Source organism: Stenotrophomonas sp. AN71, from assembly GCF_050435725.1.
Taxonomy (GTDB): domain Bacteria; phylum Pseudomonadota; class Gammaproteobacteria; order Xanthomonadales; family Xanthomonadaceae; genus Stenotrophomonas.
In genome coordinates this window covers 177,825-203,574 of the sequence record NZ_JBNDKU010000001.1, presented here as the reverse complement: position 1 = coordinate 203,574, position 25,750 = coordinate 177,825, and the positions used below count along the sequence as shown (strand labels likewise).

At 67.8% G+C, this 25,750-nt stretch carries 14 protein-coding genes; all 14 read right to left on the bottom strand.

Annotated elements, in window-relative coordinates:
- Positions 1–345: 345 nt before the first annotated feature.
- Positions 346–12,714, bottom strand: coding sequence for a filamentous haemagglutinin family protein (locus ABH900_RS00880; protein WP_429620379.1), 12,369 nt, complete (start codon positions 12,712–12,714; stop codon positions 346–348).
- A 190-nt stretch (positions 12,715–12,904) separates the two neighbouring features.
- Complete coding sequence (locus ABH900_RS00875; RefSeq protein ID WP_429620377.1) at positions 12,905–13,081, bottom strand: hypothetical protein; 177 nt, start codon at positions 13,079–13,081, stop codon at positions 12,905–12,907.
- Between the two features lie 108 nt (positions 13,082–13,189).
- Positions 13,190–14,374: a PstS family phosphate ABC transporter substrate-binding protein gene (locus ABH900_RS00870; protein ID WP_429620375.1), complete on the bottom strand. Its 1,185-nt coding sequence runs from the start codon at positions 14,372–14,374 to the stop codon at positions 13,190–13,192.
- A gap of 355 nt (positions 14,375–14,729) precedes the next feature.
- Positions 14,730–15,929 (bottom strand): type II secretion system inner membrane protein GspF, encoded by a 1,200-nt coding sequence (gspF, locus tag ABH900_RS00865; RefSeq protein ID WP_429620373.1) that lies wholly within the window; start codon positions 15,927–15,929, stop codon positions 14,730–14,732.
- Between the two features lie 7 nt (positions 15,930–15,936).
- A complete protein-coding gene (gspE, locus tag ABH900_RS00860) occupies positions 15,937–17,373 on the bottom strand; it encodes a type II secretion system ATPase GspE (RefSeq protein ID WP_429620371.1) in 1,437 nt (478 codons plus the stop codon).
- The gene (gene gspD, locus ABH900_RS00855) at positions 17,370–19,751 is read right to left on the bottom strand and encodes a type II secretion system secretin GspD (RefSeq protein ID WP_429620369.1); all 2,382 of its coding nucleotides are present in this window, start codon (positions 19,749–19,751) and stop codon (positions 17,370–17,372) included. The genes gspE and gspD overlap by 4 nt, the downstream gene beginning before the upstream one ends.
- On the bottom strand, positions 19,748–20,275 hold the full coding sequence (gspM, locus tag ABH900_RS00850) for a type II secretion system protein GspM (protein ID WP_429620366.1): 528 nt from the start codon (positions 20,273–20,275) through the stop codon (positions 19,748–19,750). The genes gspD and gspM overlap by 4 nt, the downstream gene beginning before the upstream one ends.
- Positions 20,272–21,435, bottom strand: coding sequence for a type II secretion system protein GspL (gene gspL, locus ABH900_RS00845; RefSeq protein WP_429620364.1), 1,164 nt, complete (start codon positions 21,433–21,435; stop codon positions 20,272–20,274). Before gspL ends, gspM begins: the two co-directional genes overlap by 4 nt.
- Complete coding sequence (gene gspK / locus ABH900_RS00840; RefSeq protein ID WP_429620362.1) at positions 21,432–22,337, bottom strand: type II secretion system minor pseudopilin GspK; 906 nt, start codon at positions 22,335–22,337, stop codon at positions 21,432–21,434. Before gspK ends, gspL begins: the two co-directional genes overlap by 4 nt.
- 9 nt (positions 22,338–22,346) lie before the next feature.
- Positions 22,347–22,784: a type II secretion system major pseudopilin GspG gene (gene gspG / locus ABH900_RS00835; protein WP_429620360.1), complete on the bottom strand. Its 438-nt coding sequence runs from the start codon at positions 22,782–22,784 to the stop codon at positions 22,347–22,349.
- A 57-nt stretch (positions 22,785–22,841) separates the two neighbouring features.
- Positions 22,842–23,426: a hypothetical protein gene (locus tag ABH900_RS00830; RefSeq protein WP_429620358.1), complete on the bottom strand. Its 585-nt coding sequence runs from the start codon at positions 23,424–23,426 to the stop codon at positions 22,842–22,844.
- Between the two features lie 120 nt (positions 23,427–23,546).
- Positions 23,547–24,098 carry a hypothetical protein gene (locus tag ABH900_RS00825; RefSeq protein ID WP_429620356.1) on the bottom strand — a complete coding sequence of 184 codons (552 nt, stop codon included), beginning with the start codon at positions 24,096–24,098 and terminating at the stop codon, positions 23,547–23,549.
- A 58-nt stretch (positions 24,099–24,156) separates the two neighbouring features.
- Positions 24,157–25,137: a FecR family protein gene (locus tag ABH900_RS00820; RefSeq protein ID WP_429620354.1), complete on the bottom strand. Its 981-nt coding sequence runs from the start codon at positions 25,135–25,137 to the stop codon at positions 24,157–24,159.
- Positions 25,138–25,206: 69 nt separating this feature from the next.
- The gene (locus ABH900_RS00815) at positions 25,207–25,737 is read right to left on the bottom strand and encodes an RNA polymerase sigma factor (RefSeq protein WP_429620352.1); all 531 of its coding nucleotides are present in this window, start codon (positions 25,735–25,737) and stop codon (positions 25,207–25,209) included.
- Positions 25,738–25,750: the final 13 nt, after the last annotated feature.

Genomic DNA, 25,750 nt, shown 5'->3' with positions numbered 1-25,750 from the left:
TGCCTGGGTGAGTTCCCACCATGCCTGGTTGGGTGCCGACCGTTGGTCGGCACTGTTGCTGGCCCCGGCATCCACGCATGGCGTGGATCTACTGCCGACCGAGGTCGGCATCTACCCGCGGCGCTACCGCTCCTGCCGCCGGGCGCTCTCCCGCACCCGGCGGCACCGTGTCGGTGATCCTCACCGCTGATGGCCGCTCCCTGCCCTCGGTGCCGTCCTGGCTGGGGCCGCCACCGTTCCGTGGCGGCTGGCCCGATGCTGTCCGTTCTTCCAGCTCCGTCGCATCCACGCATGGCGCGGATCTACGGTGGGTGCCGACCGTTGGTCGGCACTGTTGCAAGAGCCCTAACGGCGCTGCTTGCCTTCGTCGCGGCTGGCCTGCGGGAACTGGAAGGCGCTGTTGGCGTCGTAACCGCTGTTGGCGGTGTTGCCGCGCGCCGGTGGATTGATGCTGCTGGTGCCGCTGCCGAAGCCCAGGATCTGCACGCTGATCACCGACGGCTGGTTGCGCCGTGCGTCGTCCTGGCTCTTGCGCATCACATCCTGTGCGGCCTGGCTGGCACTGCTGGCCGCCGCACTGGCCGAGGCCAGCGCATTGACGTTCACCGTGGCCAGCACCGGCAGGCCCTTGCTCTCGCCCTGCACCTGGATGTTGGCAGCATTGAGTACCTGCAGTGCGGCCAGATTGATGTTGCCCGAGACGCGGATACCCGCCTCGCCCGCATCGATGGTGCCCAGCGGCGCGATCAGATCGACATCGCCCGGCGGCACTTCGGGAATCGGGTTCAGCGTCGCGAAGCCCGCGCCGGTGGCCGGTGCCTGCGGCGACAGCAACACATTGCCCCAGTTGTCGTAGATCCGGCGCGGCGGCGTGTACAGCAGCGTGGTACGCGAACCGCGGCCGGCATTGATGTCGCCCTGCTCGGTCCAGGCCAGGATGTCGCCACCGAACGCGGTCATGACACGCGACAGCCCCAGCAGCACGCTATCCTGGCTGAACAGACGGATATCACCTTGGCCCTGCGTGATCAGGCCGGAGCTGGCCGGCGGCACTTCACCGGCAACACCCAGCACGATCTGCCCTCCGGGCGCCATCAGCTCGATGTTGCCACCCGCCTCGGTGCGTACGCCGGAGCCACCGTACATCACGATATCGCCGGTGCGAACGAGGGTCGCTCCTGCTGCATCCTTGTCCGGCACCAGCGTCGCGATGGCTTCACGGCCGCGCAGGTAGGAACCAAAGCGCGGCCCGTTCCGATCGTTGTACTCACGGCCGCCTTCGCGCAGCTCCGCGTAGTAGACCTGGCGCAGGAAGATGCGCTGCTGTTCCTTCGGCAACCGATCGAACGCCGCCAGCGCTTCGGCGCCATCAACGGCCAGCCCGAAGCGCTGCTGCAGCCACTGCTTCAGCTCCTTGTCATAGATCTTGGCTGCCTTGCCAGGCTGCGATGCCAGCGACTGCGCCGGATCGGCCAGGTTGGACGGATCCAGGTAACGCGCGCGCACGGCATCGAACGCGATGTGTGCGTTGCCGGCGGTCACCGCGATGCTCGCTCCAGGACGGGTGTCACCCTGGATCAGGCCACCGCGGCTGACGATGCTGCCGCTGTCTTCCTGGCGAAGCTGGCGGCCCGCACTGACGTCGACATCACCCGGGCCGAACACCGTCACGTTGGTGTGCACGATGTCACGGTCTGCCTGTACCACCGTAAGATCCGTGCTGGCATTGTTCAGCGCCATCACCGTGCTGCCGAGGATGTCCGTGCCCGCGCGGAGCTGTACCGGAGCCGACACGTCGTACCAGGTGCCGACGGTGCGCGTCATGCCGGGGCTGGCGCCCAGCACCCATTCACCGCCGGTGCGCAGCCCGATGATGTCGCCGCTACCGGCATAGAAGCGGTTCGGCTGCCCGCCGCCGGAACGCGGCGTCGACAACATGGGCCGATTCGGACCGAAGGCAAACAACGGGGTTGCGTCCGCGCTGCCAGCCTGGTTCGGCACCACGGTGCCATCCTGCGAAAGATTGGTCAGCAGCAGCGCACCGCTGGGGGTAAAGGCGCTGAATGCCGGATCAAAGGGCGATGGCAGGCGGGTGTCCGCGCCGGAACTGCTGATCGTCGGCGCATCGCTGGCAGCCAGGATCGAGCGTCCGGCGAGCATCTGCAGATTGCCGTTGGCGCCTGGCGCCGTCAGCAGCACGCTGGACGGCTCGGCGCGCGACAGCTTGATGTCACCGCTGGCCGCAATCACCTGCAGGCGCGATGGGTAGATCCAGTACGCCGCCCCGCCGATCGTCCGTTCCGTGTTGCCGTCACCCATGATTTCCGTTGTTCGCTGCGCGATCGGCACCACATCGCCGCCCGCCGAGAACAGGTTGATCGCCGTCGACGGTGTCCAGAGCGAGAAGCCGCCGACGCCCAGCAATCGCGCGCCATCCTCTGCTGTCACCACATTTGCATTGAACAGCCTTACCCGGCCGGCATCGGCCGCCGAGGAAAGGACCACGTCGCCGCGTGCCTTCAGGTCCGCAACCGAATCTCCCAGTACCAGGACCGGCCCACCCATGGCTGCACTGGTGGTCGCACGATAGGGATCCATCGTGCGCAGGCCGTTGGCGATGGCCTGATAGTTGTTCGGTCCCACGACACTGCCGCCGATGCGGGCAGCGTCGACGCTGAGATGTCCACGCAGATTCACCAGCACGCCGTTGAGCTCAAGATTCTGCTGGTTCTCAACCTGCGAATAGGAGGTCGCCGCCACCAGCGGATTCAGCGCACCGGCGCTGCGCAGCTGCAGATCACCGCCACCGGTCTGTACCAGGCGGCCATCGTCGACACGACCGGTCGACGCCACCGCCGCGTTGATCGCCGTCGAATAGCGCCCGCCTCCGAGCACCGCTTGTGCATCGCCCTTGGCGGACGTGACGCCAGCGTTCCGCCCCGCCTCGATCTCCACATTGCCGCCGCCCAGAGTGCCGATTCCGGTGAATCCGACCATGCGTGGCGTCGACGTCGCCGTCGTTCCCGTGATCGCATAGGTACCGAAGTTGACCCACCAGCTGCTCGCCACCGGTTCCACGCCGGCCACATTGCCGGTGCCTTGCCGCCACAACCATCCGCCGACAGCGCTGCTGGCGCTGTCGGCTTTGTCGCGCTCGGTACCTGCGGACGAAGACGTCGCCCACGTTGCCCCGGTCACGTCGCGGCCGGCAATCACGCTCAGGTTGCCGCCGTGGTCGGGATACCACGCACGATAGGCAGCCAGCGCCGCATCGTAGTCACCTGTGGCCTGCTGCAGGCCCAGCAGTGCGCTGCGCCCGTTCAACGGGCTGCGCTCGGACTGGAAGCGCTCGTCGTGGCCGTTGCCCAATGACACCGGCGTGCCCGCCGTGTAGACACCGAATACCGAGCGCATCTGCACATCACGTGCCGCCAGCAGCTGCAGATCGCCGGTGCCAGTACGCAGCACACTCCACATCGGCGTGCCGTGTCGCGGCGGGTCCATCGTGGTGACCTCGCGCGTCTCGCCCGGCATCAGGCAATACCCTTCGCTGAGCTGCCCGCAGATGGCCTCCTCGGTCATGCCGATCATCTCGCCAAATTCCCTGACGCTGGTTCCGGCAAGCGACGGATCGCCTGCAAGTTCCTCCGCGCCGAACTCGGTGAAGATGTATGGCGACGTGATGCAGCTTGCAGCCACGCTGCACAGTGCGTCTTCGTCACGGCCAAGGTGCGCGGCCAGGTCCTTGATGGTCCGGCCCACCCAGGAACCGTCAACCCCCAGGCGTTGCGCGCCGTCGGGGGTCAGCAAGCGATCGCGGATGAACTTCATCTGCTTGCTGGCATCACGGATCGCGCCGTAATGGGTATCGGACAGCGTCAGGTCACCGCTGGCACCGAAGCGGCGCGTACGCGGGTCCGCGGCATCGGTGTCGGCGCCGGCGACGAGCGACAGGTCCCAGGAGGTTGTGCCTTCAGGCAGCATCTGCGCCAATGCCCAGTTGCGACCCTGGCGCCCATCGCTGCCGGTCGGTCGCAGCTTGATCGGCGTGCCCCCTGGCAATTTGACCGTGGCCATCGATGGAATGAGTGCACCGCGTGCCAACGGCGTGCGCGCGGCCAGGCGCAGCTCGATCGGCAACGGCACGCCGGCCGGCCAGGTGTGCGCGGCAACGCTGGCCTCGCCACGAAGCTGGAAACCTGCAGACAGCCTCGCTCCGGCCGGTACCGACAGCGCCTGCGCCAGCACGCTGCCAGCCGGATGCACCTGTCCATCAACGAGGGTGACCGCCGCCGGCAGCACCGTGCCTGCGGGCAGTACCAAGGGCCCGGTCAGGGTCATGTCGACCGGCAGCGTGGTGCCTGCCGGAAGCTTCACAGCCTGAACCTGGATCGCGTAATTCAGCACCGCATTGGCCGGGAACCGCGTGCCGATGTCCAGCACGACACCATCGCCGGGGACCACAAGATCAGCGCCGAAGGGAGTGACGCCCAGGCCGAACACAGCGCCCTCGACCAGTTGCCAGCCGGCATCGTCCGGACTGGCCGGCGGGGGCGCAAAGCCATCGTTGATGCTGCCGTAGACATTCAGGTCACCGGCCGCACGCAGCCGCAGTGCGCCGGATTCACCGAAGCCGCGGCGTGCCGGGTCCAGGCGGTTGGACTGCGGGCCATAGCGATAGCCGGACAGATCCAGGTCACCACCAACGGTCAGGTCACCCTCGGGATTGGCCGCCGACGCCACACCCACGACATCCACCCCGGGTCGCAGGCGCACGCTGCCCAGCGCGGCCAGACGCGCCGACAGGTCGGCGTTTCCCAGCGCAGCATTCATCCAGGCCGTGCTGTCCGGATCCACCACGCTGTCCAGCCAGGCCTGCGTCACCATCTGCGATCGATGGCCGTTCACATCCGGTGTGGTCGCCAGCGGTGCATCCTCATAGCGGCGTACCGCGGTGACGAACACATCGCGTGCGCCCACGACCTGCACGCCTGCATCGCTGCGGATCGCTGCATCCGATCCGCCACTGCGCGGCACGTTCAGCGCGAGCGTACCGCGCGCCCGGCCATCGTTCTGGCCAGGCGCCGTACCCACCGCTACGCCGGTGCCGCTGCGCACGTCGATCTGGGCGGTAGAGCCCAGAGCCAGTGTCCCCGTGCGGCTCTCCAGCTCGACCATGGCGCGGTTGGGGCTGTCGATGATGCCGCCGTAGCTGTCCACGCGCAGTGCGGTGCCGTGCGCATCCAGGGTGCCATCCACCTGCAGGCCATCACGCGCCGCCAGGCGGATGCTGCCCACCTGCTCACCACTGGCGTCGATCCGACCGCGAACCCGCAGCGCACCTCCATCAACACTGATATCGACCTTGCGCGCCTTCACTTCGTCGCCGATCAGAAGGTCGCCCTGCTTGAGCTGGAAGCTGCGTGCTCCGGTCACGCCGTCGTGGGTCAGGCGCTGGTTCAGCCCGCTGAAATCCTGCAACTGCTGTGCGCGAACCACCAGTTCGCCGCCGTCGTAAGGCACCGTGCTGCCGCCCACGTCCTGGCGGCCCGAGGCCTGGCCGAGTATCTGGCCGGCAAGATCGACACGCCCGTCACCGGCGCCCAGCGCGGTGACGGTGAGGCGACCGGCGCGATTGTTGCGAGCAGACAGATCGATGCGCGAGGCCGCGTCAGTCTGCACACTGCCGTCGCCTGCGGTGAGTTCCGCGTCGCCGCCCCAACTGTAATTGTCGACGTCATACAGGCTGACCTTGCGCCCCGAAAGATCCAGGTCGGCCCTGCTGCCCAGGCGCAGTGAATGGTCGGCGTTGGCCGACAACCTGCCAGAGGCAAGTGCGAACCGTGTATCGAGCACGATGTTGCCGGCGCGAAGATCGAGCTCGGCCCCGAGCGCGTCGGCGCTGCCACCGGCAGCGGTACTGCGCGCGGACAGTGTGCCGCCTGTCTTCACCGCCAGCTTGGCGCCGGCTTCGCCGGTGATCAGCGGCGCCTCGATGTCCAGATTGCCGCCACTGAAGGCCCAGCCCTTGCCCGCCACGTAGTCGCCTTGGCGCTGGTAAACCGTCAGGTCACCGCTACCGGCAAACACCAACTGGCGCGCGGCCTGCAGGTTCACTCCGGCAAAGCCCAGCACCTGGCGCCCGGCATTGGCTTCCGATGAGGGGCGCGAGCGCGTCGACGGTGCCAACCGCAGCGTGTCGGTGATGATGTCCAGCTGCCCGCTTCCCAACCGGCCGGCGATTGCTGGCCCCACCGGCTGCGTCTTCGCATCCCCCAGTGCCGACGTAGCGCCCTGCTGGCCCGACCAGGTCAGCTCCGCTGCAAAGATGCGCGCGCGGTCGTTGCTGTCACCGTAGCCATGGATCGCCGGTGCACCCAGCACCAGACTGCGCAGGCTCGGCTTGCCCGTTGCGGCATCCCGCGTATCCAGATCCACGCTGCCGAACACGTTGATCGCCTCGGCGGCATTCAGGCGCAGGGTTTCCAGCGCAGGCGCGCCGACAGCGGTATTGCCACGCAGGAGATCGCGCAGGACCTGCTGGTTCAGCATCAGGCCCGGTGGCAGCGCCGAGGCGCCAGCCGCCCGCGCGATGGCTTCGGCCGTGCCCAGGTTGATGTTGCCCATGCCCAGCGCCAGTTCGCGTGTGCCGTACACGGCGCCCTCGCGCAACTGCAACTGACCACTGGAGGCCACGTTGATGCTGCCCTCCGACACCAGGCGAGCCTGGCCGGCACAGGTCGCCCCCGGGTCACAGGCGCCGATGTCGATGTTGACGCTGGTACCAGCACTTCCCGTTGCCGGTGCCAATACTTCGGGGAGATCGTTGGATACCGCCAACAGCCCGCCGCCGACCTGGTAGACATAACCCAGGCTGGAAGGCAGCCCGGCGGCGCCCAGACCGACCGTGTCGATTCCCGCCCCGGCCTCGATCACGATGCCGCGACCACCATCGACCGCACCGATCAGGACTTCAGGCGCACGCAGCATGGCGCCGCTGCGCACCACCACGTCCTGGCCAATCCCCATGACATCGATGATGGACGGCGCAACCGAACGCACGCGCGCATTGACGACCAGGCGCGACGGTTGCAGTGCATTGAGCGCATCGGCTTCGATGGTCGACCCCTGCAGGTCTGTGCTGGCCTTGCCCCCCGCAGCGATGATCTCCAACGAGCCAATGGTGCTGATGCGTGCAACTTCCACGCTGCCCCCCATTCCGCCGCTGCCGGCGGTGGGCTGGAAGCGTGCCTCGCCCTGGAAGCGAAGCGCGGACGTGCCCTGACGGCCGGCACCATCGCCCAGCTCAAGCCGCAACGTGCCGGCATCGACCGTCTGCCAGCCGCGCGGCAGGCCCAGTCGCTGCGCACTGGCCGCGACGAAGGCGTTGTAACTGGTCTCGTTGTATCCCGAGTGTCGCCGCACAGTCGCAGCAGGGGTCAGCAGCAGGTCGGTCAGTAGCGGCGACACGGCACCGCCCAGTCCATTGGCCCGATGCCCAGCGACCCGCCATGAGCCGGTGCCGGTGGACAACGCTGTCGTGGCACCGGTCGGGCCACTGGCACCCAGTTCGACACGGAACGCGCCGGGTTGCAGCGCGAAGCTGGCTGGCAGCAGCGTGTAGGTGCCGGCTGCAAGCCCTGGAACTCCCGCGGGCACCACGACCTGCTGGCCCACGACCGGGTCGGCCGAGCCATCGGACAAGCCCAGCGGGGCAGCGCTGCCCGCATATCCCGGCACGATGGCGTAGACCTCATTGCCGGACTGGCTGAAGCCATAGCGCGGATTGGCATCGGCCAATGCGTGGCGCAGGATGTCCACCGAACCGCCGCGACCGCCGACAAAGGCGGCGCCGGTCAGTTCTCCTCCTCCGGACATGTCCAGCACCGCGCCGGGTGCCACGTCGGTCTGGCTGCTGACGAGGCGGATGCCGATGGGCACTGCGCCTCCCCCCACATTCCTTGGGGTAACGGCAGCCCCGTCCAGCTGCCATTGAATACCATCCAGCGTGCCGCCGTAGGGCAGGCTCACGCCTGCACCGCTGGTCGAGGTCAGGCTTCCCGGCAGCAGCGAGACGCTCGAGGCCGCGATGCTGTTGGTGTCGGTACCGCCGAGCACAATGCTGCCCATCGGCGCGCGCACCACGCCCGCCTGCTCGACGGTCGCCGCGGTGAGCATCAGGCTGCCCAGCGCCGACGATGGCGTCGCCGGTGCGACGCTCCCCAGCCCATTGATGCGCAGCACCCCGGCCGCATCCTTCCAGCGCGCGTCGGCCGACGCGGCGACCGGATCCAGGCCGGCGCCAAGGCGACCCGACGCGCCGGCCACCGGATACACCTGAGCGGCGGTAACTTCCAGGCGTCGCGCTGCAAGCAGCTCGGCATCGATCGCGCCTGCGCGCGGGTTACCCTTCAGCAGCCGCACGTCACCGCTGCTGCGCAGGGCGATGTCATCAAAACCATTCAGCAGCACCGTATCGCGCACGTCGATCAGCTGAGCGTCGGCCTGCAATCGATGCTGTTGTCCGGAAGCCAGTGGCGCTTCGCCGCTGACCACGGTGGTTTCACCGGGAATCACCGCCCAGCTGGGGCGGGACAGCTTCAGATACGGCGCATGCAGGGTGATGGTTCGACCTGCCGCGGCACCCGGCAACAGCCCGATGGAGCCGGCCAGGCGCAGGCTCTGGCCCAGCTGCAGATCGATGTCGCCCTCACTGCGGACCGCAGTGAACAACGACAGGTTGTCGAACCCACCCTCGCGGATCTGCTGCACCGACAGATTCGCATGGCCGTATATGGGTGCAGCCGGCGCCGACTCCATCTCGCGCTGCTGGCCAAGGGCGAGGAATCTGGGTACCCGCACGTCATCGCCCGCGGTAGGTGCGTAGACCCCGCCGCCAAAGGCGATGCCCAGGGTACCGCCACGCGCACCGCTGCCGCCCGCGGCGGCATGCATATCACCCTGCAGATAGAGTGCATTGGCCGAGCGCAGCACAATCTGCCCACCGTCACTGTCCACCTGCTGCGTGCCTTGGCCGTCGATATGCAGCGCCGTTGAACTGCCGTCGGCACGCAGCCGTGCGCCGCGCTCGACCACGATGAAGGCATCCACCGGGCGATCGCTGACGTCGCCGGCACCTTCCCAATCCAGGGCGCCGCCGATCTCGATGCTGCCGCCTTCGCGCACCAGCCCGCGCAGCCGCTGGGCCGAATCCTTCTCGCTGAAGGCATCGCCACTGACATCCAGTTCCGCCCCCGCCGCGATGCGGTAGGTGCGGCTGTTGGCCTGCCCGTCAAACAGATCAATCGCCGTGCGCACGTCATCCAGCCGGATCCGCCCGCCAGCCGCATGCAGGCGCCCTTCCACGGCGATATTGCCCGCACCCCGCAGTTCAATGGACTGTGCCGGATCAACCTGCACGCTGGCACCCTTGCCGATGCGCAGATCACCGCCGCGGTTGCCGAACTGCGAGCGCAGCAACAGGCCTGCACCGGCCCGTTGGCTGATGCGGCCACTCAACGGATCGGCGCTGTAGAGCGGGGCCAGCCATGCCTGCACGGCATCCTCGCGGGTGACGGCCTTCAGCGCGTCGCTGGCCAGGCGCAGGCCCGGCATGACCACCTCCACCTGCGCGCCATCGGCCACTTCCAGGCCGTTGTGCGCATTGATGTCGTACTGGCTGAAGCCACTGCCGAACAGCGCGCTGCGCAACGTCAGCACGTCGTTGGCCTGACCGTCGCCACCGATGCGGATATGCCCGCCATCGGTCAGTGACAGGCTGCCACTGCCCTGGCCCAGCGCGCTGATGCGTGCGTCTTCGGCCAACGTCAGTCGGCCAACATCCCCTCTGCCGGTGTCCAGATTGCTGGCCTGCAGGCTGACGCTGCCGCCTTTGCCAATACGCGCCTTGCCGGCACTGTCGACCCGGCCGCCGGCGTCAACGCTCAGTTCGCTGCCACGCCCGACCACCACGTCATGGCTGTTCTCCAGCAGCAGGCGACCGCCATCGCTCCACGCCTGGCCCTGCGCCGCAGTGGGGTCCAGCAGCAGATTGCTCCAGCGGCCGGCAAGGTCGATGCGTGCATGATCGACGATCTCTACCCGTCCACGCCCGGCCTGCAGCAGCGGAACCACCGGACTACCGGCCACAGCCAGCAGATTGCCGGCCTGCAGCTGGCCGCCAGCAATGCCGATATCACCGCCGAGGCGGATGTCACTGGCGGTGAGCACCAGCTGCCCGCCATCCTGCAGGCGCAGCTTTCCATCGATGGCGATGCTGCCGGCGGTGGCCAGGTCCAGGCGTCCCCATTGCTGCTCGCTCAGGCGGCCCGCGTCCAGCCACAGGGTGTTGCGCTGCGGCGCCGATAGGGGCGTCTGCAGCGTCCAGTCCGCGACGGGCAGCGCGCCCTCCCCGATGCGCACCTGGGTATCGAACACCGCATTGCGTCCTGCGCTGTCATAGCGCCCCAACCACAGTTGCGCGTTACGTGCCACCGCCGTCTGGGCCTGCGCATAGCCATCCTTGCCCTGGTCAGGCGTCCTGGCCTGCTGCGCGCCCTGGAACACCTGGGTATTGATATCGCCCTGCAGCACCGCAGTCGGCGCGGAAATCACCAGCCGGCCAGCATCACGCCCCACCGTGTAACCGTTGTCGACCCGTTCGCCGGATGCCACCAACGGATTGCGGAAGGCCTCGCTGACGCCCCAGCGCTGGTGATCGACCTCAAATCCTTTGTACAGACCGGCGTACTGCATCTCTGCCGGCGCGTCGTCCAGGCGATACAACTGCCCGTCGGTGCCGCGCAGCCAACTCTGCTTGATCACGCCGGACTGCACATCCAGGCTGCCGCCGGCCAGATTGATCTTCGACCCGCCATGGGTCACCACCTCGCTGCCAGACAGCTGCACGGTGCCGCCCTGGGCCGCCCATTCGCCAATCGAGTGACGCTGGTTGTCCAGATAGCCTCCCACTTCGAGCAGGCCGCCACCGGCATACCAGCGCTCTGCGGCATGACCGCCGGTACCGGCCGCCACGCGCTGCAGCTCGCGACGATCGATCCAGACCTCGCTGCTGATCAGCGTGCCGCTGTCACGGTTGTCGGGTGAATCGCGCAGCTCGTTGCCCTGCACCTTCACCTGCACGTTGTTGCTTTCCATCGCGATCCGCACGCCCACCGCGCCGGAGACATCGACCTGGGCACCATTGCCCACGTAGCTGCGCCGTGCCGCGTCGCCCACTACCTGGCCTCCGGTAGCCACGGTCAGCGAGCCGTCCTTGAAGTTGATATCGCCTCCCGAGACGATCTCCACGCGCGACTGGTCACGGCGGTCCTGCAGCCGCGAGAGGTTGTCGAACGTGCCTGCGCTGCTTGCCGCGCGTAGCGCATCCTGCTCCGTCGATGCCTTGATCAACGCGTCGCGCTGGCTGTCCAGCACAGCACTCTTGCCATCGTCCTCGATCAGCACCGCAGTGGTCGCGCCGGAGTGCAGCGTCACCTGGCCCTGGCGGTCGCTGATCGCGTTGAGCAGATGGATGGTGCCGCGTTGGCTCAACGTGGTGGTGGCGACGACAACACCGGCCTGCTCGACCTTGCGACCGGCCAGAGTGATGTCGCCCTCGCGCGCCTGGATCAAGCCGCTGTTGCGCACGTCGCCCGCGCTGCTGCCCTGTACGAAGCGCGGCGCGATTTCGTTGCCGGCCGTGGTCGAGGCCGTGTTCTGCGCGGTGCCGACGCCGCGACGGATCACGAAACTATCGCCCGCTGCCAGCTGCGTCTGGCCCTTGTGCGTTTCGATCTGCCCGGCATTCTCCACGCTGTTGCCGGCCAGCAGCACGTAGCCGCCGCCACGGGTGGCGCTTGAAGGTTCGTGGGTGGCGATGCGCGCGCCCTGCTCGACCATCACCTTGCCGAAGGCTTCGGTCAGCGCGGCGGTGTTGCTGTCGGCGCTGAACAGGCCATTGTCACGGAACTGGCCATCACTGATGCGGGCAGCGGCGGCGACCAGGTTGCGGACGTTGACCTGGCTGTTGTTGCCGAACACCACACCATTGCGGTTGGCCACGAACACCGTGCCAGTGGCCTTCAGCTGGCCGAGAATCTGGCTGGGCCGGGCACTGGGGTCGTTGACTCGGTTCAACACTGCCCAATCCGGATTCTGCTGGAAGGTCAGCGTGGTGTTGCCACCGATGTTGAAGGTCTCCCAGTTCAGGATCGCCTTGTCGGCGGTCTGCTCGATGCTGACCTGGACCCGGCCATCGCCGCCTTGTGACTGGATGGCGTCACGCGCGTTCAACCAACCACGGGTCAGTGGGTTCTCATCGACCTTCAGGCCGTCCCTGCCCAGGCCGTCGGCCACGACGAAGCCGGCCTCCCGGCGTGCCTGCCGGGCCTGCTCCTGCAGCCGCTGCTGCAGTGCGATGGCCTGTGCGGCGGTGCCGAGGTTGTCGATCGACTGCTGCAGCTTCTGGCGTGCGGCGTCCTGCTGTTGCGCCGGCAACTGGAACTGGATCGGCACCCCGTTGGGCATGCGCCCGCTCTGCGCCGCCGCGCCCTGAGCCGCGCCGCGATCCGCGAACCATCCTGGGCTGAAGGCCTGCTGGGCCTGACTGGCGGGCGCGATCACCGTACCCAGCGCGACCGCGACGGCCCATGCCATCGGGTGACTGCGGCGCAGCATGGACGGACGGGAAACGGTCGTGAGCGGATGCGACATCTGGACCTCGTCAACCTGATTGGGCGGCCGCAGCCGCATCACTGTCTGATGGATGGGGCGATGGGTGCCCTGCCCCTGTTAGACGGGGCTGAGGGCGTGAAGCCGACATCAAGAAGGCGTGCACCACAATGAACAAGACGCCGGCAATCGCGCCGGCGACTGTTCATTCCATTGCGGCACCACGGTCGGCTCAGCGACGCCCGATACCCGCGCAGGTACCGGGGTTGTTCAAGCCCGTCGCCACACCCGCCACGGCGAACCGGCTGCGGATCGCTTCGACCCAGGTACTGCCGAGCGGAACGAACCGGTGCGCGCTGAGCGCCGCTTGATTCGTTTCGTACGCCAGAAGCTCAGCGTTGGTCAGCACCGATTCGGTCGCGACGAAACAGGGATGCCACGTCCTTCCCGACCGGGAGCACATACGCAAGAAGGCGCCGACCTCGCGGCCGGCGCCCGTTTCAGCGATACCGCTGGATCAGCGGCCGACGCCGGTGGTGCAGGTGTTGGCGTTGCTCAGGCCAGTGGTGGCCGAGGAGGACACCAGATTGTTGGCAACCGCTTCACGCCAGTCCTGGGTCAGCGGGATGAAACCATGCGCGCGCACGGCGGCATCGTTGTTGCCCGCGGCGCCCAGGTTGTAGTGGTTCTGCAGGAAGTCGCGGATCGCATTGCGAGCCAGGGCGACGCGGTAGCACTGGCCGAACACGAAGTTGGTGTAGCCGGCGATCGGATAGCCCGTCGACGGGTTGGTGAACACCGGGACCCACTTGGCCGGATTGGCGATATCGGCAGCCGTGGACGGCGGAGCGATGGTGTTCAGGGTGGCAGCAACGCTCACCTCATCCGGCGAGTAGCCCTTCAGCTTGGCAACCTTGGTGGCGTCCTGCAGGTTCGGGATCACGTCCGGACCCACGTAGCCGATGCGGCCGTCAGCGGCGTACACGGCGTTGTAGAGCGAGGTGCCACCGGTGGCCGGTGCAGCGATGAAGTTCGACGGCACGGTGGTGAACAGGTTGGCGAAGGTCGACTGCACCGAGAAGGCCGGCGCGCCGTTGGTCAGCTTCAGGTTGGTACCGGCAACGTCGGCCGGCTGGCAGGCGCTGGTCAGGAAGCGGGTCAGCAGCTCGCTGGTGCCGCTGCTCTCGCCACGGTAGACGACCTGGATCGGGCCGGTACGGCCGGTGCCGGTGGCGGACCAGTCGCTGATCTTGCCCGAGAAGATGCCGCAGGCCTGGGCCACAGTCAGGTCAACCGCCGAACCGGCCTTGTTGAACGGAATGGTGACCGAGGTGGCGACCGACGGCAGCTGCAGCAGCGGGCCGAACTTGGTGGTCGAGGTCGCGGTGTTGTAGGTGGCGTTGTAGGTGTCGATTTCGGTCTGGCTCAGCACCGAGTCGCTGCCGGCGAAGTGGACGTTGCCGGTACCGTTCGGAATGAACAGCGCGATCTTGTTTTCCAGGAACGCCTTCTTGCCGGTGCCCGAACCGGTCACGGCGTAGCTGAAGTTCGACGGCAGGATGCTATCGGCCTGGCCCTTGTACAGATCGGCCGGCAGCGAAGCGCCACCACCGTTGACGAGCGACTGCTGGGCCGAAGCGGCGCCAGCAGTGGCAAGCAGCGCGGTAGCAACCAGCGCGGCCAGGGTCTTGTACTTGTTCATGATCTTCTCCTGAAGGGTTTACTGCGAAGGGAAACGCCAAGGGAGGAACGGTCACTACACGCCTGCTGTCGCTGAGGGCCTCCCAGCCCGCTCTGCGACGACGTGGCTATGCTGGTCCGCGCCGATGACAGGCCGCTTAAGAAACCTGTGGAAGATCGAGAAAAGGTGTGGAGGATTGTGTGGAGAATCGAAGGTGCGCCGCGCTGCGCGCTTGCCGGGCATGGCCCGGCGCTACCCGTGATGCGCTTTGCGCATCACTGCACCATAGGTGTTGAGGATGTCAGTAGATCCACGCCATGCGTGGATGGATCACCCGCCACGCGCCATGTACGGCGTATCCACGCATGGCGTGGACCTACCCCACCAACTGGTTCATTTCCATGATCGGCATCAGCACGGCCAGCACGATGGTCAGCACCACACCGCCCATCACCAGGATCATGGTCGGTTCCAGCTGTGCGGTCAGTGCCATCGCACGGCGTTCGATCTCGCGCGAGATCGTCTGCGCGGCGCGATCCAGCAATGGTGCCAGCGAGCCGGTTTTCTCGCCGCTGGCCACCAGGTGTACCAGGATCGGCGGATACACCTTCTGTATTTTCAAAGCGGAACCCAACGCGGCGCCTTCGCGTACGCGCGCGGATACGTCATCGGCGCACCGCGCCAGCAGCGCATTGCCCAGGGTCTGCCGTGCCGCTTCCAGTGCGCGCAGCAGCGGCACGCCGGCATCCAGCAGGATCGCCAGCGTGGAGGCGAAGCGCGCACTGTTCACGCCCAGCACGAAGCGCCCGACCATCGGCACCCTCAGCAGCAGCGCATCCCAGCGCAGGCGAAGCTCGGGCTTGCGTAGTGCCAACCGCCACGCCACCACCAACGCAGCGATGCCCAACCCCACCCACACGCCCCAGCTGCGCACGAACGCGCTGGCGGCCAGCATCACCTGCGTGAGCATCGGCAACGTCTGCCGCGCCTGAACGAACGCGGTCACCACCTGCGGCACCACGTAGCTGAGCAGGAAGATCACGATCGCCACCGACACCAGGCTGATCGCCGCCGGGTAGATGAAGGCGGTCAGCACCTTGGCCTGCAGCGCATTGCGCTCTTCGATGTAGTCGGCCAAACGCTCCATCACCCGTGCCAGATCACCGGAGTCCTCACCGGCGCCCACCAGCGCACGGTAGATCGGCGGAAAATCACGTTGTCGCGCCGCCAAGGCCACCGTCAAGCGCTGGCCGGCACGCACGTCGGCGCGCACCGCGGTGAGTGCCTGGGCAACGTGCGGGCGCTCGGCCTGCTCGATCACCGCACTCAATGCGCCTTCCAGCGGCAAGCTGGCGGCCAACAGGCTGGCCAGCTGGCGGGTGGCCCAGGCCAGCTCGCTGGCCGACAATCTGCGTGCCCCCCAGCCGTTACCGGTGCTGCGTGCCGCGCTTACCTGCACGGGCGTCAGCCCACGCCCGCGCAGCAGCTGGCGCGCACCACGCTCACTGTCGGCGTCCAGCTGCCCCTTCTCGATGCGGCCCTGCGCGGTGGCGGCCTGGTAATCGAACAGTGCCATCGTCGCCTCAATCGTCGCCGGTGACGCGCAGGATCTCTTCCAGCGTGGTCACCCCGCTGTCGACCCAGCGCTGGCCGTCCTGCCGCAAGGTCCGCATACCGGCACGCCGTGCCGCCTCGCGCAGCGCGGGCTCGCCCTGCCCTTCATGGATCAACGCCCGCACACGGTCATCGACCACGAACAGCTCATGGATGCCGGTGCGCCCGCGGTAGCCGCTGTTCGCACAGGCCGGGCACCCCACTGCACGCCACACGGTACGGCCCTCGCCATCCATCTCCGCGCGCCGGCACTGCGTGCACAGCCGCCGTACCAGTCGCTGCGCCAGCACGCCGCGCAGCGACGAGGCCAGCAGGAAGGGCTCTACGCCCATGTCGGCCAGCCGGGTCACTGCCGAGATCGCATCGTTGGTATGCAGCGAGGCCAGCACACCATGGCCGGTCAGCGATGACTGCACCGCAATCTGCGCGGTTTCCAGATCACGGATCTCGCCGATCATGATGGTGTCCGGATCCTGGCGCAGGATCGCACGCAGCGCGGTGCCGAAGCTCATGCCGATGCGCGCGTTGACCTGGATCTGGCCGATGCCGGCGAAGTCGTACTCCACCGGGTCCTCCACGGTGAGGATGTTGCTGGTGCTGCTGTCGAGCTGGCCCAATGCCGCGTACAGCGAGGTGGTCTTGCCGCTGCCGGTCGGCCCGGTCACCAGCACGATGCCGTGCGGCTGCCGGATCAAGCCGGTGAAGGTGGCCAGGGTATCGTCCGCCATGCCCAGCCTTCGCAGCTGCAGGCGACCGGCATCCTTCTCCAGCAGGCGCAGCACGGCACGCTCACCATGCCCGGTCGGCACCGTGGATACACGGATGTCCAGCGGCCGGCCGCCGACCCGGATCGCGATGCGCCCATCCTGCGGCAGGCGCTTTTCGGCGATGTCCAGGTGCGCCATGATCTTGATGCGCGACACCAGGGCCGCATGCAGGGCACGCCGTGGCTGCACCATGTCGCGCAATGTGCCATCCACCCGATAGCGCACCACCGAGTGGGTCTCGAACGGTTCGATGTGCAGGTCGCTGGCGCCATCGCGCGCGGCCTGGGCCAGCAGTGCATTGATCATGCGGATCACCGGCGCATCATCCTGCGCGTCCAGCAGGTCGGTGACCTCGGGCATGTCCTGCATCAACCGGTCGAGATCCACTTCGCTTTCAGCCGCACCGACCACGGCGGCGGCGTCGCCCCCATCACGATACTGTTCGCCCAGTCGCTGTTGCCACGCATCCGCCTCCAGCGTCTGGAACGGCAGCGGACCGTGGCGCCGGCGCAGCTCGGCTACCGCCCATGCGGCGGTGCCGGTGGTACCCAGCAGCACTGGCTCGCCGCCGACGTCTGCCAGCATCACGCCATGGTTGCGCACCCAGGCATAAGGCAGTGGCAACGGAACTGCAGTCATGGCCCGATCACCAGTTCGGGCGTATAGCCCAGTCCGCGCAGCCGTTGCAGTGCCGGGTCCAGCGTTGCCGGATCACGTGGCAACCGTACCCGCAGGCGCTGCCCACTTTCGCCCGGCGTTGCCTCGGCATAGGCCTGCAGGCCCAGCGCCCGCACCTGTGCCACGCCCTGGCTGGCACGCGCCGGATCCAGCCCCTGCGCGAACTGCACCAGCTGTGCATCACCCTCGCCGGCCGGGTACAGCGCGGCCAGGCTGGTGTTCTGCAACGGCTGGCCATGGCCATCGCGTGCATTGCCCTGGCCCAGCACGGACAGGTCCTGTGGTGGCAGCTGCGGCGCCGACAGCGCCGGAAGGGCCCAACTCTGTACCGGCTGCGCACCGGCCTGCGCGTTGCGCATGTAGTCGTAGCGGTCACGGGTCAAACGCTGGCCGGCGGCCGGGTCACGCACCACATGCGGGCGCAGGAACACCATCAGGTTGGTCTTGGCGCGCTTGCGCGTATCGCTGCGGAACAGCGCGCCGAGCACCGGCAGCCTGCCCAGTCCGGGCACAGCATCACGGCCGTGGCTGACGCTGTCTTCCAGCAGGCCGCCCAGCACCATGATCTGGCCATCGTCCAGCAGCACACTGGTATCCAGGGCGCGCTTGTTGGTGATGATGCCGGCCGTGCTGTTCGCGCTCTGCGCGTCGATGCTGCTCACTTCCTGGTAGATGTCCAGCTTCACCGTGCCACCCTCGGAGATCTGCGGGCGCACCCGCAGCTTCAGGCCCACGTCCTCACGCACGATGGTCTGGAAGGGGTTGTTGCTGCCACCGCCACCGTCGGTCACGTAACGGCCGCTGACGAACGGCACGGTCTGCCCGACCATGATGCTGGCCGCCTCGTTGTCCAGCGTCATCAGGTTCGGCGTGGACAGGATGTTGGCGCCACCCTTGCTCTGCAGCGCATTGGCCAACGCCTTCATGTTGAGGATCTGGCCGACGCCGGGCAGGTTGATGGTGCCGTCGATCACGCCGATCTTCAGTCCATCCTTTGGCAGCACGTCCAGCGTGGTACGCGCCGTGGTGTTCAGTCCACTGCCGCCGGTAGTGCCACCGAAATGGGTGCCGCCGAAGGTACGGCCATTGCCCAGCATCCACTGCACGCCCAGTTCGGCCGCGTCGGTCTGGTTGACCTCCACGATCAGGCTCTCCACCAGCACCTGCGCACGGCGCTGGTCGAGCTGGTCGATCACCCGCCGCAGGTTGCGGTACACCGGTTCCGGCGCCGAGATCAGCAGCGTGTTGGTGGCCACGTCGGCCTGCACCGAGATGCCGTTCTGGCTGAACCCGGTGCTGCCGGCGTCGATCGGGTCACGGCGGCCCGGGTCCAGCCGCTGCGATTCCAGCGCATTGCCGCCGGGCTTGGCCTGCTGCGGTTGCGCCGACTGTGCGGGCGTTGTGCGGCCGGTTTCGCCGGGCAGTGGCGTGACCCCTTCGTTGCTGCCCATCGCCGGCGCATCGCTTTGCCCGGCCACCACCCCGCGCAGCACGCCAGCCAGTTGATTGGCCTGGGCGTTGCGCAGGTAGACCACGTGCAGATTGCCGGACTCGTCCTGGGCGCGGTCCAGTTTTTCCACCAGCTGCCGTGCCAGGCGGGTGCGGCCAGGGCTGCTGGAACGCAGCAGCACGCTGTTGCTGCGCGGGTCGGCCATCACCACCACCTTCTGGCTGGGTTCGGCGCCCTGCGCATCGAGCAGCGGCGCGACCATCGCCGCCACGTCTACCGCAATGCCCTGCTGCAGCTTGACCACATCGGCGTCCATTCCCGCCGGCGTATCCACGCTGGCGATTACCCTCGCGATGCGCTCCAGGTTGTCCGCGTAGTCGGTAATCACCAGGGTGTTGTTGCCTGGGTTGGCGGTGATCGGGTTGTCCGGGCTGATCATCGGCCGCAGCACGGCGACCAGTGCGGCGGCATTTTCGTAGCGCAGCGCGAAGGTACGCGTGGTCACCTCGCCGCCTGCACCACCCGCACCGACACGGCCACCGAGCAGCTTGGCATCGGCCTGCGGCACCACCCGGCTGACGCCGCCGGTGTCGACCACGGCAAAGCCGCGCATGCGCAGCGCCCCCAACAGCAACTGGTAGGCCTGGGTACGGCTGACCGGGCCATCGGAAACCACGGTCATCTTGCCGGTCACCCGCGGGTCGACCAGGAACTGGCGGCCTGTGAAACGCGCGGCCATGCGCAGTACACCGCCGATATCGGTATCCACCAGATTCAACTGCACCGGCTCATCGCGGGCGTCCTGCGCCAGCACCGGTGCTGGAACGTGGGCCATGCCTACGATCAGAGCCAATGCCGTGCTGCAGGCGAGGCTGCGCATCGCCCTCATGAATGACCACCTGCGGGGGCCGCCATCACGATGTTTCCGGAAATCCGTGCCGCTGGCATGTTCGCGTCCCCTGTGCGTGTCAGTTGCAGCTGCTGAAGCTCGATGGCCGGGTCGGCCAGCAGCGGCAGCAGCCAGTTCCATAGCGCGTCGGCCGGCACAGCCTGCACCTGCAGGTGCCAGCGTCCATCGCGCAGTTCGATATGCAGCCCGTCGGCCAGTCCGGCCGCCTTGATCTGCTCGCGTAGCCCAGCCAGCGTCGGTCGTTGCCCCTGTGCTTGTTGCTGGCGCTCGCGCGCTCGCAGCAGCGGCGCCAATGCATGGGCCTGCGCCTGCAATCGAGGCAACTCGGCCTGCCAGTGGCTGCGCTGCTTCAGCAGCGGTTCCAGCCAGAACGACCACAGGCCCGCTGCCAGCAGCGCCATCACCATCACCAGCAGCATCAGCCGGTCACGCGGTGGTAGGCGTTGCCAACGTTGCTGGAGGGCAGCCATTCCCTGGTCCAGTTGCAGGGTACGGGTGGTCACTGCCCGGCCCCACTCACCCGCAGGCGCCCACCAGCTTCGCGTGCCAGCTGCAGGCCCCGTGCCTGCACCGCCTGCTGCCAGTGCTCCAAACGTTGTGGATCATCGGCCAACGCCTGTGCATCGGCGTCCAGCTCCAGCTCCAGCTGGCCCGGCTGGTAAAGCAGACTGCGCACCTGCCCGCCCAGCTCTGGAACCGCCTGCAGTGTGCCGGCCACCTGCAGCTGCAGTGGCGGCAACGGCGGCGCCGGCAATGGCACCGCCAGTGCACGCCGGGCCTGCAGCACCGGGTCCACCACATCGGTGATCTCCGGGAAGTGCGCGCCGAACTGCCGTGCCATGTCCTGCTGCAGCGCTTCGCCTTCGCTGCGCCAGCGCGAGACCTGCAGCTGCAGGCCCAGTGCCGCCAGCAGCACCGCCGCCAGTGCCAACCCGATCGCCAGCCGCGGTGCCTGACGAGCGTGGCCCGGCAGCGGCAGTGACCACCCCGGCAATGGCCCGCACACCTGCAGTTCGTGTGCCAGTGCTGCCGCAGGCAGCTGCTCAGGCCATGCCGACGGCACGCTGTCGATCCACTGCACAACCTGCACACCGGACTGCTGAAGACGTGCCGCCAAGGCCGGCATCACGCTGCCCGCGTCGCGTCCACCGCACCACTGTACGAAGCCTCGATCGCGCCCGCTGCGCACCAGCAGGTGTTCGCCGCTGGCCTGCAGCGTCGCATGGCCCTGCTTCCACGGCAGCAGCAATGGCGTCGGGTACAGCGCCTGCAGCTGCAATCCGCACGAGGCCAGCGCCTGCGCTGCCTGCGCAATCGCACGCTGGCCCAGCCACGCCACCGGCACGGTGCCGTCGGCAGACTGGGCGCCATGGGCCAGCGCCACCTCCTGCAGATCATCCAGCAGCATCGCCTCCACTTCGCCCTGCAGCGCGGCCTGCAGGCGACGCCCGGACAGCGGCGGCAACGGCAGCTCCAGCAGGATCAGGTCATGCGGATCGAGGCAGGCCAGCACGGCGGCCTGCGGATAGCGCTGGCCGAGTACCGCCAGCGCGTCACAGCCGTGGGCGAGCACGTCGCCCTTGTGCAACTGCGCCCACTCCACCGTGCTCTCGGCACGCAGGGACTCCAACACTGGCAGGCGCACCCGCAGTTGCACGTTCATGCGCCGATCCTCGTCCACACCCGTTGCACGCGCACGCCGTCGTCGCGGTACTCGCGCCAGATCAGCGCGCGGAAATCAACCTCGCTGCCATCGGCCTGGACCCGGCCGACGGCGAGGAACCACTCACTATGGATACCCAGGGGAAGCACGGCCATCTGCTCGTTGTTCAGTTGAAGTCGGTTGGCGATGTCACTGCGGTTGAGCAGCCAGTGACCACCGTCGCGTTCGCTGAGCAGCGCCTGCAACCGGCCACGTTCGATGCCCGGGGCAACGGCCTGCAGCACGCTGAGATCGCCGGTGTTGGCATTGACCAGGGTCTGCGCCGGGAGCACCACGGTGCGCTGCGAAAGCGCCTGCACCGCCACCGGATCGGCCCCGGCCAGCGCCTGCTCGATCAGCGATTCGCGCGGCAACGGTGCCTGTGCCTGGATATCGCCCTCGCGCAGCCGCGCCTGGATGTGGTCGGCTGCCGCCACACACGCGCCCGGCGCCAGGCCCTGTACGCCACACAGCGCCATGAACGCGCGTCGCGCATCGGTGTCGGGCCGTCCATGTGCCAGCAGGTTGCGCAGGTTGAACAACGACTGTGCGTCCACCAGCTGCAGTTGCACCGGCAGCGGTGCCTGCAGTCGCAGCGGCCGCGCCCAGCGTCCGTTGCGCACCGTGGTCAGCTGCTCGCGGGCGTCCTCGCGCAGCTGCAGCGCCGCCCGTGCCAGCGTGGCATCCACCGCCATGCGCACCTGCGCGCGCAGCTGCTCACCGCGCAGCGCCCGCAGCTGCGCCGACTGCCGGGTCAGCAGGGCGGTGGCGATCACCGCCACCAGCGCCACCACCAGCATCGCCACGATCACCGCCATGCCTTGTTGGCGGGCGCGCGGAACCGAACGCCTCCGGGTTGCCATCGAACGTCCTCACAGTTGCCAGGAGCCGATGTCCGCATTGCCGGCATCGCCGCCGGGTTTGCTGTCGGCGCCCAGCGAGAACACATCGATGTCGCCATGGGTGCCGGGAATCTGATACTGGTAAGGATGCCCCCAGGGATCATTCGGAAGCCGATCAAGATACGGCGTGACCGGTAGCGCGCCGCCGCCCTGCGGCGGCTTCACCAGCGCCTGCAGACCCTGCTCCGCGCCGGGATAGCGACCGTTGTCCAGCTTGTAGAGCTTCAACGCCTGCATCAGCGCAGCAATGTCCTGCCGTGCGGCGACCACGCGTGCCTGGTCCGGACGATCCATCAACCGCGGCACGATCAGCGCGGCAAGGATGCCGATGATCACCACCACCACCATGATCTCGATCAGGCTGAAACCCTGCTGCCGAGCCCTGCGACCACGTACCTGCCTTGCCATTGTTCCGCCCTCGTCATCCTGGAAGAGACCGCTGCGCCATGGTCAGCGGTGCATGTGTCAGTACGATAAACATCCGCCTGCAATCCGCTGCGGCTGCGCCTGTAGATGCGCGACGCGTGCAGCTGGCACATACGCCGCGTCGAGCAACGCCGGCGGAAGCTCGCACAGCGTGTCTTCGATGCAACCCAGAAGCAGTGGCTGCGCGCAGGCCTGCAGCAGGCGCACGCATTGCATCGGCGCCCACGCTGCACCATGGCCGAGGCCGATGAACTGCCGATAGGCCTGGTGATAGCGCAGATCGTCGTATACGCGCTGCGCGCTGTTCAGGCCGCGCAATACCACCAGCACTGCTGCGCGCTGCAGCATGCGCGCATCACCGGCTTCCGGCGGCAGCAGGCTCATCACTGCGTCGGGCCAGGGGCTGAGCTGCGGATCGAGCACCCTGCGCAAGGCCAGCAGGGGATGGGTACTACTGTCCAGCGTGGCCCAGCGCGCGGCATCGGCCCAGGCATCGCTGGACAACACCCAGACCCAGGGATGCCCATAGCGCTGCACGCTCACCGGCGCATGCCGTGCCTGCTCCAATGACTGGCTCAGGTGGCGATCCAGCTCCAGCATGCTGATCCTGCGACTGTCTGCCATCGGCGTCGCCTGTGCTCCGCGACGCGTGGTGCGTCGTACTCTGGAGAAGACGTCGGCGAGGCCATCGAAGCGACAGTGCGAATGCAGACCTGTGCACTGCGTGGCGCTCCATCGGCTGCGTCATCGCAACGTCATCCGCCTGCAGGCTTCATGGTCCAGCAGAGGTGCTTCGCCACCGCAACGACGGGCCAGCACGGCCACATCGCTGCGGGCAGCAAATGCCGCCAGTGCATCGGCCATGTCCATGTCATCGAGCCATGACGCCATGGCGGCGCGCAGCGCGGGCAGCCGCCATCCCTCCATCACGCCATGGGTGCCCGCCACGAACCAATGCCACAAGCGGTGATGCAGTACCTGTTCATGCAGCTGTGCGAGTTCATCCATGCCGTGCATCCCCATCAGCAGCAGCGCGCGCGCCATCGACGCCGGGGGCAATGCGCCGCCCTCGGGGAGCGGCAAGGCCTGCTGCTGCAGGCGCAGCAGCATCGACAGCGGGTGTGACTGCGGATCGAACTCCAGCAGCACCGCCTGCTGTTGCCACTGCGCGTCGGACACAACGCACACCCAGGGCGATCCATAGCGATGCACCATCAACGGCCGTCGTTGCGTGGTTTCCAGCAACGCCGACAGATTGCGGCGCAGATCCAGCACACCGATGGTCTCGTTGCGCATCCTTGGCCTCTCCTTGCTTGCAACGGCCCTGCGCGGCGCGCACGGCCAGCCCGTTCATCTATCCAAGGACGGCGATGCCACCCGGAAAGCGACGCAGATCCAGCGACATCGTCAACCGCAGCTGCTCCAGTGCGGCGTCCGGATCATCGATGCGGAAACGGCCACTGACCGGCGCGCGCGCCAGCGCCGATTCGCCCAGCAGCACCTTGCCCCGACGGTAGCGGTTGATCTCGTCCACCACCTCGCGCAGCGGCGCACGACGGAACACCAGCATGCCTTCGGTCCAGGCACTGACTTCCGCTGCCACGGCCTCGGCGACCACGCCGCTCAGGCGTTCGTCATAACGGGTCTGCTGCCCGGCCTGCAGCTGCAACCGGCCCTGCGGATGTTCGATGCGGGCGCTCCCATGCAGACAGGTCACCCGCACCTGGCCGTTGGTGTTGCGCACGTCCAGGCGCACCGCACCTTCATCGGCGATCACACAGCCCGGGCCGGCGAACAACGCCAGGCGCAAGCCGGCCTGGGTCTCGATGGCCGCCTGGCCCTGCATCAGCTCGAAGCCCTCGCCCTGCGCGTCGACGCGGCGACGCAGACTGCTCTGGGTATCCAGCTCGATCCTCAGCCGCGGCAGGGGCGTGATCTGCAGGCGCTCACCGGTGCCGGTATGGAAATCGGCCGCCATCGCCGTGACCGACGGCCACAGCCCCAGCGGCGGGCGGATGGCCGCCACCACGACCAGGCTGGCCGGCGCGGCAACAGCGGCGCCAAGGAAAGCACGGCGGCTCCAGCGCTGCACGGGCGTCGGCGCCACCGGCTGGCGCGCGGCGGCCGGTAGCTGCTCACCGGCCAGCCGCACCTGTTCCCACTGTCGGCGCGCGCGCCCGAAGGCCTCGCGGTGGCGCGGATCAGCCTCGCACCATGTGCGGAACGTGCGTGCATCGGCGGCGGTGGCCTCACCCGAGGTCAGCCGCACCACCCACGCGTGGGCCTGACGCTCAACGGCATCCAGCGGGCGGTGCGGGCGATCGTCAGGATCCATGGGAGCTCATGCCGGACCCGCGGGCTACGGGGTTCTGCTCGGCGTCAAAGTGTAGACGGATGCCGTCGCTCAGAACCGCACCTGGCGCCCCTGCCCGCTGCGCTCGGCCAGGTAGTCCTGGGCCGCCTTCAGTTCACGCTGCACCAGCCGCAGCGATACCCCCAGCTGTTCGGCCACCTCGCGCTGCTGCAGGCCATCGACACGGATCGCCAGCAGGATGCGGCGACGGCGCTCGGGCATCCGCTGCAACAGCCCGACCATGTCCTCCAGTGCGAACTCCAGCTCGGCCGCCTGCGCAGGACCCGGCGACGGATCGGCCATGTCCATCAGCGTGTCCACTTCTTCCAGGCTAAGCAGGCGATGGTCGGCACGCTGGCGGTCGATCACGGTGTTCATCGCCATGCGCAGCAGGTAGGCCGCAGGGTTCTGCACCGCGTCCAGGCGGTCACGGCGCGCGCTCAGTCGCATCCAGGTGTCCTGCAGGGCATCGCCGGCCAACTCCTCCGAACCCAGCTTGCGCACCAGGCGGCGTTTCAGCTCGTCGTAGGCGCCCAGTAGATGGTCCATCAGGTCAACTGCCCCAGCCGTACTGTTGCTCATGTTCGAATCCTTG

Coding starts and splice junctions, on each gene's coding strand:
- gspE (WP_429620371.1), bottom strand. CDS start 17,373: ATGACTGCAGTTCCGTTGCCACTGCCTTATGCCTGGGTGCGCAACCAT.
- gspG (WP_429620360.1), bottom strand. CDS start 22,784: ATGGCAAGGCAGGTACGTGGTCGCAGGGCTCGGCAGCAGGGTTTCAGC.
- ABH900_RS00815 (WP_429620352.1), bottom strand. CDS start 25,737: ATGAGCAACAGTACGGCTGGGGCAGTTGACCTGATGGACCATCTACTG.
- gspK (WP_429620362.1), bottom strand. CDS start 22,337: ATGGCAACCCGGAGGCGTTCGGTTCCGCGCGCCCGCCAACAAGGCATG.
- ABH900_RS00870 (WP_429620375.1), bottom strand. CDS start 14,374: ATGAACAAGTACAAGACCCTGGCCGCGCTGGTTGCTACCGCGCTGCTT.
- ABH900_RS00880 (WP_429620379.1), bottom strand. CDS start 12,714: ATGTCGCATCCGCTCACGACCGTTTCCCGTCCGTCCATGCTGCGCCGC.
- gspL (WP_429620364.1), bottom strand. CDS start 21,435: ATGAACGTGCAACTGCGGGTGCGCCTGCCAGTGTTGGAGTCCCTGCGT.
- gspF (WP_429620373.1), bottom strand. CDS start 15,929: ATGGCACTGTTCGATTACCAGGCCGCCACCGCGCAGGGCCGCATCGAG.
- ABH900_RS00825 (WP_429620356.1), bottom strand. CDS start 24,098: ATGCGCAACGAGACCATCGGTGTGCTGGATCTGCGCCGCAATCTGTCG.
- ABH900_RS00830 (WP_429620358.1), bottom strand. CDS start 23,426: ATGGCAGACAGTCGCAGGATCAGCATGCTGGAGCTGGATCGCCACCTG.
- gspD (WP_429620369.1), bottom strand. CDS start 19,751: ATGAGGGCGATGCGCAGCCTCGCCTGCAGCACGGCATTGGCTCTGATC.
- ABH900_RS00820 (WP_429620354.1), bottom strand. CDS start 25,137: ATGGATCCTGACGATCGCCCGCACCGCCCGCTGGATGCCGTTGAGCGT.